Below are 15900 nucleotides of genomic sequence, written 5' to 3'. Positions count from 1 at the left end.
CCTGGCAGGCAGACGACCCTCTCAGTATCCCCGCAGTTCGTCATCGCGAGGGACTAATTCAACACTGACTCGCTTGCCGTTGATTCTTTCGATTATGGTCGTAAGCGTTGCAGTGTCATTGTCAAAACCACCATGGGATCGAGACATCGTTTGCGCTGACAATGATTTGTCGACGATCAATCGGGCGCTCTTGCCTATCTTCGATCCATAGATTTCCATCCCGGCAATCGGCGTATGTGGCTGCTCTTCGTAGGCTCGCGAGACGAGGTACAGCAGGGAGTGGCTGTACCGTGGTGTCAAGGGAATTCCGGCCTCGACGGTGTCTCTCTTCTCGAGATCGTCGCTCATCATATAGAGGTGGATATTGCCGTTTAGCCTCAGCGCCGAGGTTCCCTTGAGCAGCTTTCCATAGTGTTCATTGAAGAAGTCCGTCGTGCAGGCTGGAGCCATAAGATGCACACTGTCGATGGTCAGATTTTTAAGCTTGAACCGTCCCAATGCGGAAATCAGTCGACCGAGAACGATTGACCCGGCACTGTGACCGACAAGGTGAATTTTGGGACGAAGGTCTGCGGTGTCCAAACCCTGTAGAAGCGGTTCAAGGCCCTGGAATCCACCATCGTATTCCCTGCGGCCGCTGAATGCGGCTTCTGCGTCACCTTTCATGTTTCGCCATGCGCGATTGCCGTAATATTTGCCCGGTCCAGCCTCAAACAGCCAATCCGAAAAGCCCGCACCAGCGAGACCGGAAGTTGCCGACGACATTGCGCCGAACGCCTCGTCGAGGAAATCCGAAGCCCACATCAGGTGAAAGTTGTAGATTGAGTTTCGTCCGAAGATATTTGCGCGCTTCCACGCCGAGATACGGCGCGCCTCGTCCACCGTGGAGTTCAGTCCGCCGTGCGCGTAAATCATCAAGTGCGGGTAGCCCGTGCCGTTGTTGGATTCCTTCATCGTAAGTCGTTTGACGGTCTCTGCCATCTCATCATCCTTCGGCGACGCATACTTGCCTGTTACGACAAGCTTGCCATCGTCGATGTTGAGGAAATGGCCGAGAATGTCGGCGCGTGTTGGCTCGTTGATGCCGAAGAGACCGGAACGGCTGGTCGGAGATGATTTTGGCAGGGCATTGAAGGCGGATGGAGCGCGTGCGCCGAGTTGCAACACCCAAGCGTCCATGATCGTTGCGGCCCAATCCGAGTAGGCCCAGTGTGCGAGCCCCTCCCTGCCCCATTTTTCGCCCCAGGAATTCAAGATCCAGAATCCTTCGGCGTCGTAGCCCACGATGGCGAAGGCGTGTCCGCCAATGGGAGCGCCGTCGGGCGTGATATATCCGTTGACTGGTTTTAGCCAGCCCCCGTGTATTTGTGCGGAAGCGTAAATCCCTCCGACCTCGTTCAGGGCCGCGTGATAGTCACTGATGTCAGGCTGAAGCCTGAAGTAGGCACCGAGGCGCGTTTCCGTCGCCTCCTTCGCCAACTCGTATGTCAGCAACCAATCCTTCTTTGTCTTGTCAGTTGGACCGTCTTTGCAGACGCCATTTCGGAAAAACCCCTTCAGGGCCCCGCGCAGGGATGAGCCGTCGTGGGGACTGTCTGCCCATTCGTCATTTCGAAGGCCCATTTCATAGAGCATTCTCGCGCTGACGCGTTCTCGCGGAGTTGCGCTGACGGTCTGGTGGCGGAGGACGTCTATGACATGTGCAAGGGCATAGCCAACACAGCGTGGAGATTTTCCCTGGTCCCTCACCGGAAATGCGATCGTCGGATAGATCCCGCTCTGTAGAGAACGCAGATGGGGTTGATAGATCCTATCCCTCAAATCCGGAATGTCAGGCAGGATGTCGAGAATTCTTACCTCATCTCCACTCGTCTGTTGTCTTGTCAGATATGCCCGGTCGCCGACGAAGACGCGGTTGTCATCTGGATCTGATCGTCGTGTCGGTTCCTGCGCTGCTCGCGACGCGGACTCCTCGCCTGCAGCGTCTTTTGCTATTGCAGCCCCGTCACCACTCACTTCTCCAACATTTGACGTCAACTCCCTGTTCGACATATTCCCTCCACGTCCGTATACCCCGCACACGCGTTTTGGCTTTGTGATCATCAGGCAGCGCGACTGGACGGCGCCGACTCCAGAAGACTTACCAGTAAGTGTTCGACAGTTTCGGGAGCCATGAGGGCTTTGTTCAACCCGTCACCAGCGTAGAAGGTCTCCCCTCGCCTAACCGTCCTGTGTGCGCCCTCCCGGGCTTGCAGAACAGGAAATGAAGCCCATTCTTGAGCAAGTCCCAAGCCGAAATCGACCAGCGAGATCTTGCGCGCCATAAACCGCTCATATCCTCGAAACTTCAGCAATGTGTACCCAAGCTGATCCTGAAGGGCAGAGCCGAAGGTTTCTCCTCCTGACAGGTGCAATGTGTCGCGCAAGCGCATGAGTGTTGTCGTCATGAACTGATAACGGCCACACGCGGGTGACCTGAACATTCTGCGCCAGTTCGGGCCGTTCAGAATAACGTCGGCCAAGCTCATGCTACTCAAGGGTCTCGGTAGCCTGTGCTGGTTGTTGCCAAATAACACGTCATACCCACCCGGCGCTTCTGCATCGCCGATGAGATCGAGCAAGCGCCGGGCTCCTTCCGGCAACGTATCATTGGCGGCATCGGTTAGTCCTGCTGCAAGAACTATCGGTTGTGGTATCTCGTCAATCTTCGACCAGGTCAGTGGACCCACGATACCGTCAGGCCGAAGGCCATATCGCTGTTGAAAGCACCGTACCGCCGCCTCCGTCACCGGACCAAACCTTCCATCCTGTTCGGTACCGACGGCGCGTTGCACCTGCACGACATCCGAACCCTGTGCTCCTCGCTCCAGGGTTCGATGGCCCGAAATCGCATCGAAAGCGGGAACGGGGGGCCGGAGGGTGACCGTACCAGACATGACACGTTTCACGCCATCGCGGAACACGTCCATGTTAAACAATGGGTCTGGCTTTCGACCATCGGGAAGTGCGTACTCCTTGTGGCCACAGCACATATCGGAGGTCTCCCCGATGTGATTTAAAATTGCGGCCACTCCACGTCTATAGGCATCCATCTGCCAGTCTGGCCACTGTGCATTGGGCGTGCCCGGGTTCTCAGCTTCTATCCCGATGAAGCTGGAATTGCCCGTCCTGATACCTCTCCACTCGCCCGGGCCGGCATGGTTGGCTTTGCCAGCGGCAACCAGATAATATGTTCCGTCGACTCCCAGTCCCAACTGGGCGAGTGGTCCGGAAAGTGGATGGTTGCCGCCTCGACCGTTTATCAAGGCATTCAAGGTGGGCATGTTGCCGGTCCCGATGGATCCGGTGTGGTGACAGATGACGCCACGCACGCGCCCCATTTCGCCGGTGCCACGACTTGCCCAGCCATTGGTCTCCGCGACTTTAAGTCCTGCGTGGCGGAGAACTTCGGGCAGCCAGGTCAATAAGTAAACCATGCGTCCCTCCTCAGTGCACTGACGGCTTCTCGACACCTCCGGAAGCCTTGGGCAAGTTTATGTCCTCGGTAATTTCTCCGTCCTCCAGTTCCACGTCGCAGAGGCAGGAATCGACCTGATCATTAAAGTTTTCATCGGTTTCTGCCGTAGACGGACGGGCAAGCCGGGGAGGCGCTGTCAGCCCACGCGGGTTTCTTTCGTCTGCTTCAGATCGGGCGAGGTCCGTCTTGGCCACGACCGGCTGAACGACCGCGGGGTTTTCCCCGAGTGCCGGGACGAGTTTGGTATCGAGAAGATTTCCAACAAGGCGCTCTGAGAAACCTGCCAGGAAGGCGACGACTATCGCGATATCTATCTGCGGAGACGTGCATTCCGGCCCTGTGACACAAAGCCTGATAGGTCCGGCCTCGCCCAACGTGAGTTTAAATAGTTCACTTCGGAACAAGGCGAAGAGTACCACAGCCGAAATTGCCCCAATGACAATTCGCAGTCCGGCGTCTACGAGGTTGTCACGAAGCCGGAGGTCGGTCTGGATCGTCCTCCCCCTTATCCCGATCGCAATAGAAAAGAACGCACCGAGACACCCAATGCTGGTCGCCATCCAGGTATTATTCCGGGACACGAATTTTGGAAAGTTGAGATCATTGAAGGCCCAAAACAGAAGGAAGATGACAAACGCGACGAGACCCGCCGTCACCACATACTGAACGCGGCCGGTCGAAGTGCGCTCTTCAACGATCTCTCTCTTAATTGCCTCTAGGAGGACCATAGCACTCGCTTGATCGCCCTGCAGTGCAACGATTAAGGCGTCAGCTGTACGGCGGTCATATCTTTTCGCGCGGGCGTCGCTTGCGCTTGCGCGATGGGTTGGGCCAGTCTCGGACCCCACCGTCCTGGGGCTTCTCCAGCCATCTATCAAACCGTTGATTTCACCTCGAAGGGGCGCGAGGTGAGCGAGTGCCAATCTTTGCTCCGTGGCGAGGCTCTCATCATCTGCGTACTGGATCATCACGCGGTCGGAATTCGAATATACCGCGTAAACTCTCGGGACTTTGCTGTAAACAGTACCTATTTCAAGGCCTGTATAGTCTGTCCTCCCAACAGCAATGTCATCGACGCGTTCACCATTCATGGCCGCCCCCGAAGAATAGCATCTAAGATAATGGCATAAATTCTCAAGGTTGCAAGATTTTACTTGAAATACACTTCTGGCGGTAGGTGCGCGGTCGATGGAAGCTTTCTTTGGAACCCTCGACATGGGAATGAGGACCAGCGATCGCAGCTCATTGCCCGTCGTTGACTGCGTCACTGAACACCGTTCGCGCGTTTGCTGCCGCGCCTGCCTCGTCTCGGATCAAACGTGTCAGTAACTGCATGAGCGGTCGTTGCCAGGCCTGAAGCCGTCTGCACAGGCCGGGTTTACCGAGGTGCGCGGTTGGTACTGATAATCAGGTTGATTAGGATTGCGGGCGGTCGTGCAGGCAGACATCATCGCCCCCAGTCCGATCAGCAAGCCGCTCGCGACAGACATCTTGGCAATATTCATGTGTTGGTTCCCCCGGCCTGACGTTCTCTTTCTGTTTACCGAGCAAGAAAATGCTGCGCCAAAAGGCATATGGGAGGGCTATCACGAACACTTGACCCGGGTTACGCCACCGACATGTCCCGAGGTTACAGGGCGAGATCGCCAGCCGTTTGATGGGGAGAGGCAGGCGGCTCACGCCGCCTGCCCTTCGTCGTTGTCGTCGAGGTCAGTGTCCTCCGGCTGCAGGTGGTGCAGGTAGGTGACGGCGCGCTGTGCATGTCCGGCCGCAGCGAAGATGGCGCGCTTGTCGTTTGCCAAGACCTGCAGCCAGGAGGCAAGGTAGCGTGCATGATCGGGCCGTGGTTCAAGTTCGGGCACGATGCCAAGGTCGGCGCAGAGGAAGGAGCTGCCGAGTTCGGCAATCAGTTCCTCGCGGGCCCGTTCGCTGTTGTCCTTGGCGTAGCGACTGAGGTCGCGGTTCAGCCGATGCGGGGCAGCGGTCCAGTGCGTCATTTCATGGCTGAGGATGGCAACGTAGGAGGCTGCATCCCGAAAGGCATGAAAGGCAGGCATCTGGATATGGTCGCGGGCCGGCACATAATAGGCCGAGCACCCGCCATGGCGGATCAGGGCGCCAGTGTTGGCGAAGAACCGGTCGGCATGGGCAATGCGGGTGATCGGCTCGTCGGTCGTGGTGATCCGGTGGAAGCGTGGGTCCAGTCCGGTGATCTGGTCGGCGTTGAAGACGGTGTAGGCCTTGAGGAAGGGAATGTCGTGTTCGATCTCCTGGCCGGTGTCATTGGTTTCGGTGCGGATGAAGGAGCTGGCAAAGACGACGGTGGTGCCGGTCTCGCCCTTGCGGACGGCGGCACCGAATTCCAGCGCCTGGCGAAATGTCATCCAGGTCGGAGAGGCAAAGCCGCGAGCAATCGCCTCGGACCAGAGGAGCAGGACGTTGATGCCGGAATAGGGCTCGCCGTTGTGGCGCAGTGGCCGGGTGATCCGGTTGGCGGCATTGGTTGTGGTCCAGGGCTGGATCCAGGGTCGCACGCCCTGTTCGAGCTCGGCGATGATCTTGTCGGTGATGCGGCTGTATAGATCGGATCGTTGGTGAATGGGCTGCCTGCTCATGTTGGAACCTCCGTTTGAAGTCGCGACCATCGCGACCTGCTACGGCGGTCCGACTGCCGGGCCCGCAAGCGCTGATCCGCACCCGAAGGGCCGAAACGAAGGTGGAGGACGGCAAAGCTGTTGCGGGACTGCGCGGGGCCTGGCAGGACCAACAGCCGGGGCAGGACGCGAGGCGCGGCCATGACCGGAGGAGAGGTACAGGAAGGGCCTCACGAAGGCCGACCCTCAGGAACGGCAGACTGACAGCAGCGCATTCGAGAGGACGGCGGGAGCATCGCTATCGCCGGACCGTAATCCGAAGACGAGGGATTTGCCTGCGGCTGCCAGAGCGGAAGGACGATGCATGCCTGCATTCAGCCCTGATTGCCAGGAGGCGACAGGTTTGGCACGCTCAAGCTTTGGGTCTCACCAGATGAACTGCTGTTGACCGGTCACTGAAGACAGTGCGCAAGTCTATCAAATGACTGGAACAAACGATTTTTGACAGCGTAATGCCTATCGAGGCACCGCCTCCTCACGTCGAAAATCTGCAAGAATCGTCAAGGATAGGATTCCGCCGTGCCTTTGACTGCCAGAGTTTCAGACGTTGCTTCAAACGAAGATCACGTCGTCACCGCCAAGGAGGCCCTTGAAGGGTTGTATTTGTCCCTGGAACTAGAGACTGAAGCGCGCCTGGTTGCCGCAACGGTGCGCGCCGGGTGGTCTGCCGAAGAAGCTATCGACGCGATTGATCGCCTTCGCGCCGAAGATATCAGACATTGGTCTCGCTCACTCCTCTCCAGTTGGGTGACTCGGCACATCGCGAGGGGGGTTTTGTTCGGCGCGCTGATGGTTCAATTCTGCGGCCACGGGATCGGACGTGATCGTCGTGGCAGAAGCCGTAGTGTACAACCCTAACGCTTCGACGCTGATCGCGCTGCTAGTCGCGAAACACTGACAATCGCCGAAAACAGCCCGTGATCTATCGAACAGTTCAAATATAGCGGTGAACAAGGAACCGAGGGGCTGGCAAGAATCGCCAACTCATCAGTACAACTGAAGTCAGATTGGAGACGGACCTAAGTCCTAGGGCGGGAACGCTCCATGAGAACGCACGTTGAGTTTCCGTAGCAACGGAAAGAGCGACATGAGTGACAAAAATCAAGCCTTCCCTTCGCCGGCTATTTTGAATGCGTCGGTACTTGCTCTTGTCGCAGTACTTGCAGTGATGCTCTACGTCTTTGGGGTTGTCATGTCGGGCGACACCACGCAGTTGACCGGGAGTGTCCGCGGCGCAGATATCATTGACACGAGAGACGTACCGAAGTGACTTTGACCAAGGCTGCGGGGCCGCCCTTCTGACGTGTGGCGGAGTCTTGAGAATGATGGTCTTGATGCAGAGGCGGTGCTCTCGGTGACCATAGGCTCTTGCATGCCTGAGGTTGGGCTCGTGCAATCTTGAGGCTCGGCGAAGCCGCGAAGCTGGGTCCCAGTCGCGCTGCGATAGTGCCACCACCGATCGAGATTGGTCGTTTGACTTCTTCAGCCGAGGCAAAGGCGTCTTTGTCTGAACTCAATTCGAGTCAATTACGTCGTAAATGCGGTCGGGACCTTGACGACAGAACCAAACCGCCAGGCTCCTGACGACAGGGCCGATGCTAAACGCAATTGTCGGTGATGGATTGCCCTTCGATCCAGCTCGGCATTGGCGTTCGGCCTCCCCCGGGCTTGGCCTCTCGGTAAAGAAGATAGCCGAGGGCAGGTTGGATCGTTCGATGGCGTCGTCAGTTTCTCACGCGTGTCGCGAGCATCAGTCGTAGGTCGCCGGTGATATCGGACAACCTCGTCGATGACGTCGAAACGATCTTGTATACGATCGATGGGGGGACGCCATCCTCAGCCAACATCTGCGCCGCTTCCAAAGATGCTTGCAGGTCATCCCTCCCGTGCAGATCATAGACCCGATGGACGGCAACGGCGGCAGTTTCGTCGAGGTAGAGATTTCCAGTCGCTGCCAGCCCAGCTGCTATGAAGCCGCAGGCACTTAGACAATCGCCCTTGATTAAGATCGGCTGCTGCGTGTTGGCGAACAAGTCCATTAAATAGAAGCTTTCCAGTACTTCACCCCCCGGACTGTTCATGATCACGAAACCGCGCAGCACTTCGTGTCGCTTCCGCAGATCAGCAATTACCTTGCGAATGCGCTTAACATCACCTGGCTTGATATCCCCTTCGAGGTGAATAACCCGACGCCGATCGCCGCGCTCACCGCGCAGTTCGATGGACATGGCGCTGGCGTTTGCCGAAATGCACGCGGCAACTAGAACTGACGCAATCGCGGTTTTCATGTCTGGTCTCCCCACTAGGAGCTTTCGAGGTTGCCGCTACCCTTGGTTTTTTGGAGCATCGATCGCCCCTTCTTCCGGCGCGATCCTTGTCCACCCGCTCGATCGCGGTCCTTTCCGGCGACGTCGAAAACGACGTCAGCAATTCGTCCATGATATTGAGCGTTTGAACCTGTAGAGTCACCCAAGACGGCAGCGACCTTCAGCAGCGGGTCAATCGCCTGCTTCAGTGATGCGAGCCGCTTCGACTTTCAGATCCCGGATCTTTCTCGTCAAGACAGCCAATCGGCTATGGCTGCCAGCTCGGGATTTCGTCGCTTATAGCCGTTTGCCCAGTGGTTTCGGTGGCTTAGGTGTAGTTGGCTCTTACAGGAGGTCGGCGACCGTCCGGCCCGTCGCCAGAGCAGTGCGTTTTTCACAGTTGCCGCGGCACGTTGGCGCCTTCCTTCGTTGCCGCAACGGCGCTCTCTAGGCAAGGCTGTTTGCAGGGCTCATTGGTGACGGTCAGATGGATTTGGGGATTTGTTTCCCGATTGTTCAGCACTCAAAACCCGTGGGGACGCCCAGGCTAGTCTCGAAAGCAGGATCTTAAAAAACGATGTTATTTGCCGACCTGCGTGAAAGTCGTCCGATTTATGCATCTGCCTTCGCTTGGTCGCAGCGTGTAGATAGAAGCGGCCTGCGTACCCGTGCGAGAGCGAATTCTATCGGCCGCGTAGGACTTTTGAAAAAACTGATGGAGTTTACGAGAAGCCTGAGCCCGCTGCCTATTACTTGGGCTTGTCCGCGAAATGCTCGATCGCATAGTCTGCGATCTGTTGGTTCGATTTCCTTGCGTCATCGAGCAGGGAGGGGAATAACTGCCACTGATGAACCATGCCTGGCCAGATCTCCGTCCTGACGTCCACGCCGGCCGTCTTCGCTCTGTCAGCTAGACGCAGGGTATCGTCCAGAAGGGCGTCACCAGATCCAACCTGCAATAAAAGTGGGGGAAATCCCGTCATGTCCGCATAAAGCGGCGATATAAGGGGATCGCTGGGTGAGCGGGTGCCGAGATAGGCGTTACGGATCAATGTAAGTTGATCTTTGCCGATGAGTGGATCGGTATTGTTTGCTGCCAAGGACGCAGCTGTGGCCACGAGATCGGTGATCGGGCTCATCGCAACCACTGCAGCGGGTAGCTGTCCGCTCACCCGCATTTGCCGCAGCGTGGCTTCGATCGCAAGATTTCCGCCTGCGGAATCGCCGACGATGACGATGTTGCCGCTCTCATAGCCGGAATCGAGAAGCCATCTGTAAGCACTAAGTGCGTCGTCGATCTGGGCGGGATAAGGGCTATCGGGCGCGAGGCGATAGTCGACCAGAAGAACGTCCGCTGAAGCCGCCTTCGCGAGCGACCCAGCGATCGCACGGTGTGTGCGCAATGAACCGCTATAGAAGCCGCCACCGTGAAGATAGAGGATGGCGCGCCGCCCGAGCGGATGATGCAGCCTTGCTGGCCAGATAAGCTGTGCATCGACACCGCCGACATCTACCGATCTGATTTGCACTCGTGTTGGCTCGGGGGTGGATTCCATGAGATCTTCGAAGGCCCGACGGCGGTCGCGAAGACTGTCGGCGTCAGCGTAGTATTTCTTGATGGTGTCGACGAGCTTGCGGACCTGTTCCTTGGATCCCTCAGTCTGTGGAGTTGGACCCGCGGCCATCGCTGCGCTTGATGAGATCCCGACGATCAGACATGCGGCTAGCCACGTCATCAAGGTAATTTTTGAAATCGGTGCCAAGCGCCTCGAGGCGTCTTTGTCCTGCGAACCCCCGGCCAATTGCAGCACCATCCAGCTCCCTATCAAAGCTATCTCGAGATGGGCAGAGCCTGCCACGGCATCAGGCAGTGTCAAGTCATCGCAGAGGTAAAGGGGATGGCTCGTTCCGGCACGACGAGTTTGCGAACGGGCTCAGGAAGGTGCTCAACCTTTCGCGGTGAGCTCCTCAACACGTTTGAGATTGACCACGGCCTTGATGGGCAGATGATCTGAAGCGACCCGAGCAAGCGGCGTATCATGCGCCTCGACGGCTGTCACAACACCCCTTCGGTTTGCCATGATCCGATCAAGTGCCAGGACCGGAAGTCGCGCGGGAAAGCTCGGCACGGCCGTCGGCTGTGGTCCGAAGGCCGACTGAAATGTGTGCAGCGACGATCGGTCGCCAAGCCGCCATTCGTTGAGATCGCCGAGCAGGATGGTTGGGACCTCTCTTTTGTCGGCCATCAGCTGGACAAGCGTCTTGGCCTGCTGGGCCCGCGAGTGGCGTAGCAGGCCGAAATGCGCCGCGATGATCCGCAAGGCTCCGCCGTTTTCCAGATCGAGTTCGGCAACAAGGGCACCGCGCGGCTCCAGCCCCGGCAGGTTGATCTGGTGGACATCCCGCACCAATCCCCTCTTGAAGAGAACGACGTTCCCATGCCAGCCGTGAGCCTTGGCCATACCGCTGATGGGGACCGGTATCAGTCCTGTTTCCCGCTCAAGCCGGCCAAGATCCAGGATACCTGTCCTCTCACCAAACCGGGTATCTGCTTCTTGCAACGCGATGACGTCGGCATCGATTTCGTGGATCACGCGGCTGGTGCGCTCGGGGTCGAAACGACGGTCGTTTCCGATGCACTTGTGGACGTTGTAGGAGGCAATCAGCGTGCCATCGGACCGGGGTTTCTGCTCCAGATGCGCTGCATCGAGCCGCTTTTTTCGATTGCGGATCGAGGCAAGAATATTGGCGGGCAGACTGTCGTTTCTGGCATGCATCGGAGTTTCGCATGGGCTCCGTTGATCGAAGGACTCTGTCGGGATTATAGGCCCGGCACCTCAAGTTGCCACCGTTTTCACCCCAGAAATTTGCTACAAATATGGCGAGCCCAGCCAAAGCACCTTCTCAAGCAGCCGGACCAGGAACGGGCGTGATCGCAGTCCCTCCAGCGTCACTGGAGACGCCGATTTGATGGCCTCATCGATGTGCTCATCGATCTCGTTGGCAAAGCCTTCGTTCAGCACCTCGAGGTCGATCTCGAAATTCAATCGCAGCGATCTCGGGTCGAGGTTCGAGGATCCGACATAGGACCAGACCCCGTCGATCGACAGAAGCTTGGAGTGGCTGAATGCTCCGCTCGAGCGCCAGATCCGGCAATAGCTGCTGAGGATCTGGTCGAACTGTGCCGTCATTGCCCGGTCGACAAGGACGAGGTTGTTGACCGAGGGAACCACGATGTCGACCTCCACGCCGCGCCGCGCCGCAGTCGCCAGCGCGCTGATCAGTTCCCGGTCTGGCAGGAAGTAGGGAGACATGATGCGGATCGATTTTCGGGCGATCGAGAAGGCGCCCATCAGCATCTTGTGGTTCGTCTCGACGCTTCTGTCAGGACCCGATGCCACCACCCGCATGAAGACCGGGTCGCCCGGGTTTCTCTCAGGCATTGCGGTGCGCCACGCTTGCCCCTCAAGGATTTCGCCCGTCGTGAAGCGCCAGTCTTCGGCTGCGACGTTGAAGAGATCGGCGACAACAGGTCCGGTTACGCTGAAATGGGTGTCGCGGGCGAAATCGTCCCCCGTCATTTCGCGGGTGAACCCGGCCCGTATGTTCATGCCCCCTGTCAAGGCGATACGCCCATCGACGATCAGGATCTTGCGGTGAGTGCGCAGGTTCGCATAGGGCAGGCGCAAGCCCATGATCACGTTGCCATTGAATACCGAGACGGTCACGCCGCCATCGGCAAGGTAGCCGAGGATGCTTGGCACGGAATAGCGGGCGCCTACGGCATCGATCAGGACGCGGACCTCCACGCCGCGCCTGACGGCGGCGATGAGCGCGTCGGCAATCCTCAATCCGATCGGGTCGCGATCAAAAATATAGGTCTCCAGAAGAATGCTTCGCTCCGCAGCCTCCATCGCGGTTTTCATGGCTGCATAGCAATCGTCGCCCGTCTCGAGCATGTCGATCGTGTTGCCAGTCGCGAGTGGAATACGGGCAACCCTGTCGCCGAGCGTCTGCAGGGCAGCAAAACGACGCCCGAAGCCGCTGATGACGATCTCGGTATCGGCGTCGAAGCTCTCCAGTTCGTCGAGGTCCGCTTCCGGGATGAGCGCATCACGCCGGAGGCTGAGCGACGCCCGTCGGATCCGGTTAATACCGGCGATGGCGTAGAGAACAGCGCCAACGATTGGCGAAAGGATGATGACGCCGACCCAGCCGATTGCGGCCCTGACCTCTTCCTTGGTCATTGCGGCATGGATCGCTGCCGCTGCACCCATGGCCAGCGAAACAATGAATAGAATATGAGGCCAGTAGGTCGATATGAGATAAAACATTGAGCTGAACTATAACGCTTAAGCGGCAACGTTCAATCCGGCGCCAATGGGGAGATTTACGGCTCGGGGCGGCGACCAAATGTTGGTGGATCCGGTTACAGCATGGTCAAATAGCCGGCCTGATGCTGCAATGCGCAATTTCTTTTTGCGGTGTGTCAAAAAAAGCTTGAAACATTCGTCGTGGTCTGGAACTTTGAATATTAGGATCTAGTTACGCAACGGGCTTTACCCTGACTGGAGATCGGCTATGACGGAAACTCGGGACGAGTGGATCAGAAAGCGCGCCTATGCGCTTTGGGAAGAGGAAGGGCACCCCGCGGGGCGAGAAGTCGCTCATTGGGAACAGGCCCGGTCAGAGCGGCTTTCGCTCGAAGGATCGGCGGCTTCGGTCGACGGCAAGGAGGTCAAGACGCGCAAGCGCACGGTCTCCCCCCCGAAAACGGCTCCAGCCACCCGCAGTGTCACAAAGCCCGCGACAACGAAAAAGGCTGCCAACGGTAAATCGGCCTAACCCTTTGACTTCAGATAGAGAAGGCGTCATGCGTGACGCCTTCGTCACATGATTGCATTGCTTCTGCTCTATTGATTTTTCGGGGAGGCGCGCGCAGCGCCTTTTGAGGGAAAGACCACAGATGAGTGCGTACTGTTCCGACCTCGCAAAAAATCTGCTGAGGCAGCCTTTCGCGATGGAACCAAAATCCAGTTCCGCTGTTCATAGCGGCAACTGGAGTATTCGCCATGAGCAGAAGCTATTTCGACGTTATCCTCCTTTCCCTCGCCGTAGCGAGTTGCTACCTCCTCGTGGCGCCCATGTGAGGCCGAGATGACCGCACTCATCGTGGCAACTATCGCCTATCTCGCGTTGGCTCTTGTCCTTGTTTATGCGATCGACAACATGGTCGCGCTGTTCTTTCCCGCGACGCGTTCCGCTCCATTCGGGCTCATCACCCTCAGCAAGATGATCGCTGTTTCCCGCAAATATTATCGCAAGTAGCCTGCTACCCCGGGAAGGGGCGTCGGTTTGACGACCCCAGCAAATGACTGGAACTTTTCGTGTGCCAGCAAGTTGCCTGTTCGTTCAAGACATGGAGGCAATCATGCCACAAGGCGACAAATCCGCTTACACGGACAAGCAGAAGCGCAAGGCCGAGCATATCGAGGAAGGCTACGAGGACCGCGGCGTCTCAACCAAGGAAGCCGAACGTCGGGCCTGGGCGACTGTCAACAAGGAAAGCGGTGGCGGCAACAAATCGGGATCCGGTCGCGGCAAGAAGGATACCCACGAGTCATCCGAGAAGGGTGGACGCAGGGGGGGCGCCGCCTCCGCATCGCGGTCGGCAGCTGAGCGCTCTGCATCCGCGAAAAAGGCAGCCGCAACGCGCAAGCGTAACGAGCACCATTCGCATCACTGATTGATCCAGACTGGAATGGCTACCGGGAGGGGATCGATGGCCTATGAACTTTACTACTGGGACGGAATTCAGGGACGGGGCGAGTTCGTTCGCCTGGCGCTGGAAGAAGCCGGCGTCGACTATGTCGATGTTGCACGCCAGTCCGGCCGGGGCATGGGCACAGGCGCCATGCTGGAACTGATGAAGAGCAAGAGCGAGCCGCACATTCCGTTCGCGCCGCCGTTCCTAAGGGATGGCGACCTGATCGTCTCGCATGTCGCCAACATTCTCTTCTATCTCGGCCCGAAGCTTGGCCTTGTCCCTGACAATGAAACGTTGCGTTACATTGTGAACGGCCTGCAGCTCACGATCACCGATCTCGTGGCGGAAGTGCATGATACCCACCACCCGATCGCGACCTCACTCTATTATGAAGATCAGAAGGATGCGGCAAAAGCCCGCACGAAAGCCTTCATCGGCGAACGGATTCCAAAGTTCCTCGGGTATTTCGAACAGGTGCTGCAACAGAATCCCGGGGGATCGCGCTACATTGTTGGCGATGCATTGAGTTATGTCGACCTGTCTCTGTTCCAGGTGATCGAGGGTCTTCGCTATGCCTTCCCAAAGGCGATGAAGGCTCAAGACGGTGACTATCCCGGCCTGATTGCCTTGCACGACGCCGTCGCCGTCCGCCCCAAGATTGCCGCCTACCTGGGCTCAAAGCGAAGGCTTGCCTTCAATGAGGATGGGATCTTCCGGCACTACCCTGAGCTCGACACGACACCGTAACAGGATCGGCATTGCTCCGGTCAGCCTCCGGCTGTTAAGCTCGTCCCCACTCGCCAAATCAATCCCGCTTCATGTTCGGAGGCTATCGCTGCCATGGCAAACCTTGCTCAATTGCTTGCATCCATCAAGATCCCGGACCTCGCCGGCAGGGCCGTGCTGATCACCGGTGCGTCGACCGGCATAGGTGCTGCGCTTTCGCGCGCCTTTGCCGCCCAGGAGATGAAGGTTGGCATTCATTACAATGCAAGCCGGGAACCGGCCGAAGCGCTCGCGGAGGAAATCCGGGCGACTGGCGGCACGGTGCACCTCGTGCACGGCGACGTGTCGAAAGAGGGCGAAACGGAGCGCGTTGTCGAGGAGACCGCGAGGACCTTCGGCCATCTCGATGGGCTGGTGAACAATGCCGGCGGTATGCTCGGCCGCAAACCAACCTCGGAGTATACCGACGAACACTATGAGAAAGTCATGGATCTGAATGCCCGTTCGGTTCTCGCCGCGACACGCGCGGCCCACCCGTGGCTGAAGAAGCAGGGTGGCTTCATTATCAACACGACTTCGATCGCGGCACGCAACGGCGGTGGCAATGGCGCGGTGCTCTATGCCGCATCAAAGGGCTTCGTTTCGACCATTACCCGCGGACAGGCCAAGGAATTCGTCCCGGATCGCATTCGCGTCAATGCCGTCGCTCCTGGGGTTATCGCTACCCCCTTTCACGAGCGATACACCAATGACGAACAGATGGAGTTGCAGCGGAAGTCGATACCGATGGGCTTCGTTGGGACGCCGGAGGACTGCGTCGGCGCTTACCTCTTCCTCGCATCGCCAACACTGTCAGGCTACGTGACGGGCCAGATCATCGAGGTCAACGGTGGCCAGCTGATGCCTTGATGCGGCACTGAGGATTTGGTG

At 58.0% G+C, this 15900-nt stretch carries 15 protein-coding genes; 6 read left to right on the top strand and 9 right to left on the bottom strand.

From position 1 onward, the window contains the following. Positions 1 to 21: 21 nt before the first annotated feature. From FHX16_RS25245 to FHX16_RS25225, 5 genes are all read right to left on the bottom strand, one after another. The gene (locus FHX16_RS25245; RefSeq protein ID WP_183865090.1) at positions 22 to 2052 is read right to left on the bottom strand and encodes a C1 family peptidase; all 2031 of its coding nucleotides are present in this window, start codon (positions 2050 to 2052) and stop codon (positions 22 to 24) included. A gap of 50 nt (positions 2053 to 2102) precedes the next feature. Next, a complete protein-coding gene (locus FHX16_RS25240; protein WP_259130975.1) occupies positions 2103 to 3476 on the bottom strand; it encodes an N-acetylmuramoyl-L-alanine amidase in 1374 nt (457 codons plus the stop codon). 10 nt (positions 3477 to 3486) lie between these two features. Continuing rightward, entirely contained in the window at positions 3487 to 4608 is a 1122-nt protein-coding gene (locus tag FHX16_RS25235) for a hypothetical protein (protein WP_259130973.1), read from the bottom strand. A 231-nt stretch (positions 4609 to 4839) separates the two neighbouring features. Beyond that, positions 4840 to 5022 carry a hypothetical protein gene (locus FHX16_RS25230; protein ID WP_259130971.1) on the bottom strand — a complete coding sequence of 61 codons (183 nt, stop codon included), beginning with the start codon at positions 5020 to 5022 and terminating at the stop codon, positions 4840 to 4842. 171 nt (positions 5023 to 5193) lie between these two features. Beyond that, positions 5194 to 6132, bottom strand: coding sequence for an ArdC family protein (locus FHX16_RS25225; protein WP_259130969.1), 939 nt, complete (start codon positions 6130 to 6132; stop codon positions 5194 to 5196). Between the two features lie 1126 nt (positions 6133 to 7258). On the opposite strand from FHX16_RS25225, the gene FHX16_RS25215 reads away from it, so the two are divergent. Further along, on the top strand, positions 7259 to 7441 hold the full coding sequence (locus tag FHX16_RS25215; RefSeq protein WP_183757294.1) for a hypothetical protein: 183 nt from the start codon (positions 7259 to 7261) through the stop codon (positions 7439 to 7441). Positions 7442 to 7895: 454 nt separating this feature from the next. On the opposite strand, the gene FHX16_RS25210 is transcribed toward FHX16_RS25215, so the two are convergent. The 4 genes from FHX16_RS25210 to FHX16_RS25195 form a co-directional block, all read right to left on the bottom strand. Beyond that, the gene (locus FHX16_RS25210) at positions 7896 to 8459 is read right to left on the bottom strand and encodes a hypothetical protein (RefSeq protein ID WP_183757295.1); all 564 of its coding nucleotides are present in this window, start codon (positions 8457 to 8459) and stop codon (positions 7896 to 7898) included. A gap of 767 nt (positions 8460 to 9226) precedes the next feature. Then, positions 9227 to 10213, bottom strand: a complete 987-nt coding sequence (locus FHX16_RS25205) for an alpha/beta hydrolase (RefSeq protein ID WP_246712745.1) — start codon at positions 10211 to 10213, stop codon at positions 9227 to 9229. Between the two features lie 210 nt (positions 10214 to 10423). Next, the gene (locus FHX16_RS25200; RefSeq protein ID WP_183757297.1) at positions 10424 to 11254 is read right to left on the bottom strand and encodes an endonuclease/exonuclease/phosphatase family protein; all 831 of its coding nucleotides are present in this window, start codon (positions 11252 to 11254) and stop codon (positions 10424 to 10426) included. Between the two features lie 93 nt (positions 11255 to 11347). Then, positions 11348 to 12811, bottom strand: a complete 1464-nt coding sequence (locus tag FHX16_RS25195) for a phosphatidylserine/phosphatidylglycerophosphate/cardiolipin synthase family protein (RefSeq protein WP_259130966.1) — start codon at positions 12809 to 12811, stop codon at positions 11348 to 11350. 247 nt (positions 12812 to 13058) lie between these two features. On the opposite strand from FHX16_RS25195, the gene FHX16_RS25190 reads away from it, so the two are divergent. The 5 genes from FHX16_RS25190 (at position 13059) to FHX16_RS25170 (ending at position 15879) form a co-directional block, all read left to right on the top strand. Continuing rightward, a complete protein-coding gene (locus FHX16_RS25190) occupies positions 13059 to 13322 on the top strand; it encodes a DUF2934 domain-containing protein (protein WP_183757299.1) in 264 nt (87 codons plus the stop codon). 312 nt (positions 13323 to 13634) lie between these two features. Beyond that, on the top strand, positions 13635 to 13805 hold the full coding sequence (locus tag FHX16_RS25185; protein WP_183757300.1) for a hypothetical protein: 171 nt from the start codon (positions 13635 to 13637) through the stop codon (positions 13803 to 13805). A gap of 103 nt (positions 13806 to 13908) precedes the next feature. Continuing rightward, positions 13909 to 14223, top strand: a complete 315-nt coding sequence (locus FHX16_RS25180; protein WP_183757301.1) for a plasmid stabilization protein — start codon at positions 13909 to 13911, stop codon at positions 14221 to 14223. 36 nt (positions 14224 to 14259) lie between these two features. Further along, positions 14260 to 14991, top strand: coding sequence for a glutathione S-transferase (locus tag FHX16_RS25175; RefSeq protein ID WP_183757302.1), 732 nt, complete (start codon positions 14260 to 14262; stop codon positions 14989 to 14991). A gap of 93 nt (positions 14992 to 15084) precedes the next feature. Then, on the top strand, positions 15085 to 15879 hold the full coding sequence (locus FHX16_RS25170; protein ID WP_183757303.1) for an SDR family NAD(P)-dependent oxidoreductase: 795 nt from the start codon (positions 15085 to 15087) through the stop codon (positions 15877 to 15879). Positions 15880 to 15900 lie beyond the last annotated feature (21 nt).

It is taken from the genome of Rhizobium sp. BK661, assembly GCF_024808825.1.
Classification (GTDB): Bacteria; Pseudomonadota; Alphaproteobacteria; order Rhizobiales; family Rhizobiaceae; genus Rhizobium.
This window is presented reverse-complemented; position numbering and strand designations above follow the sequence as displayed.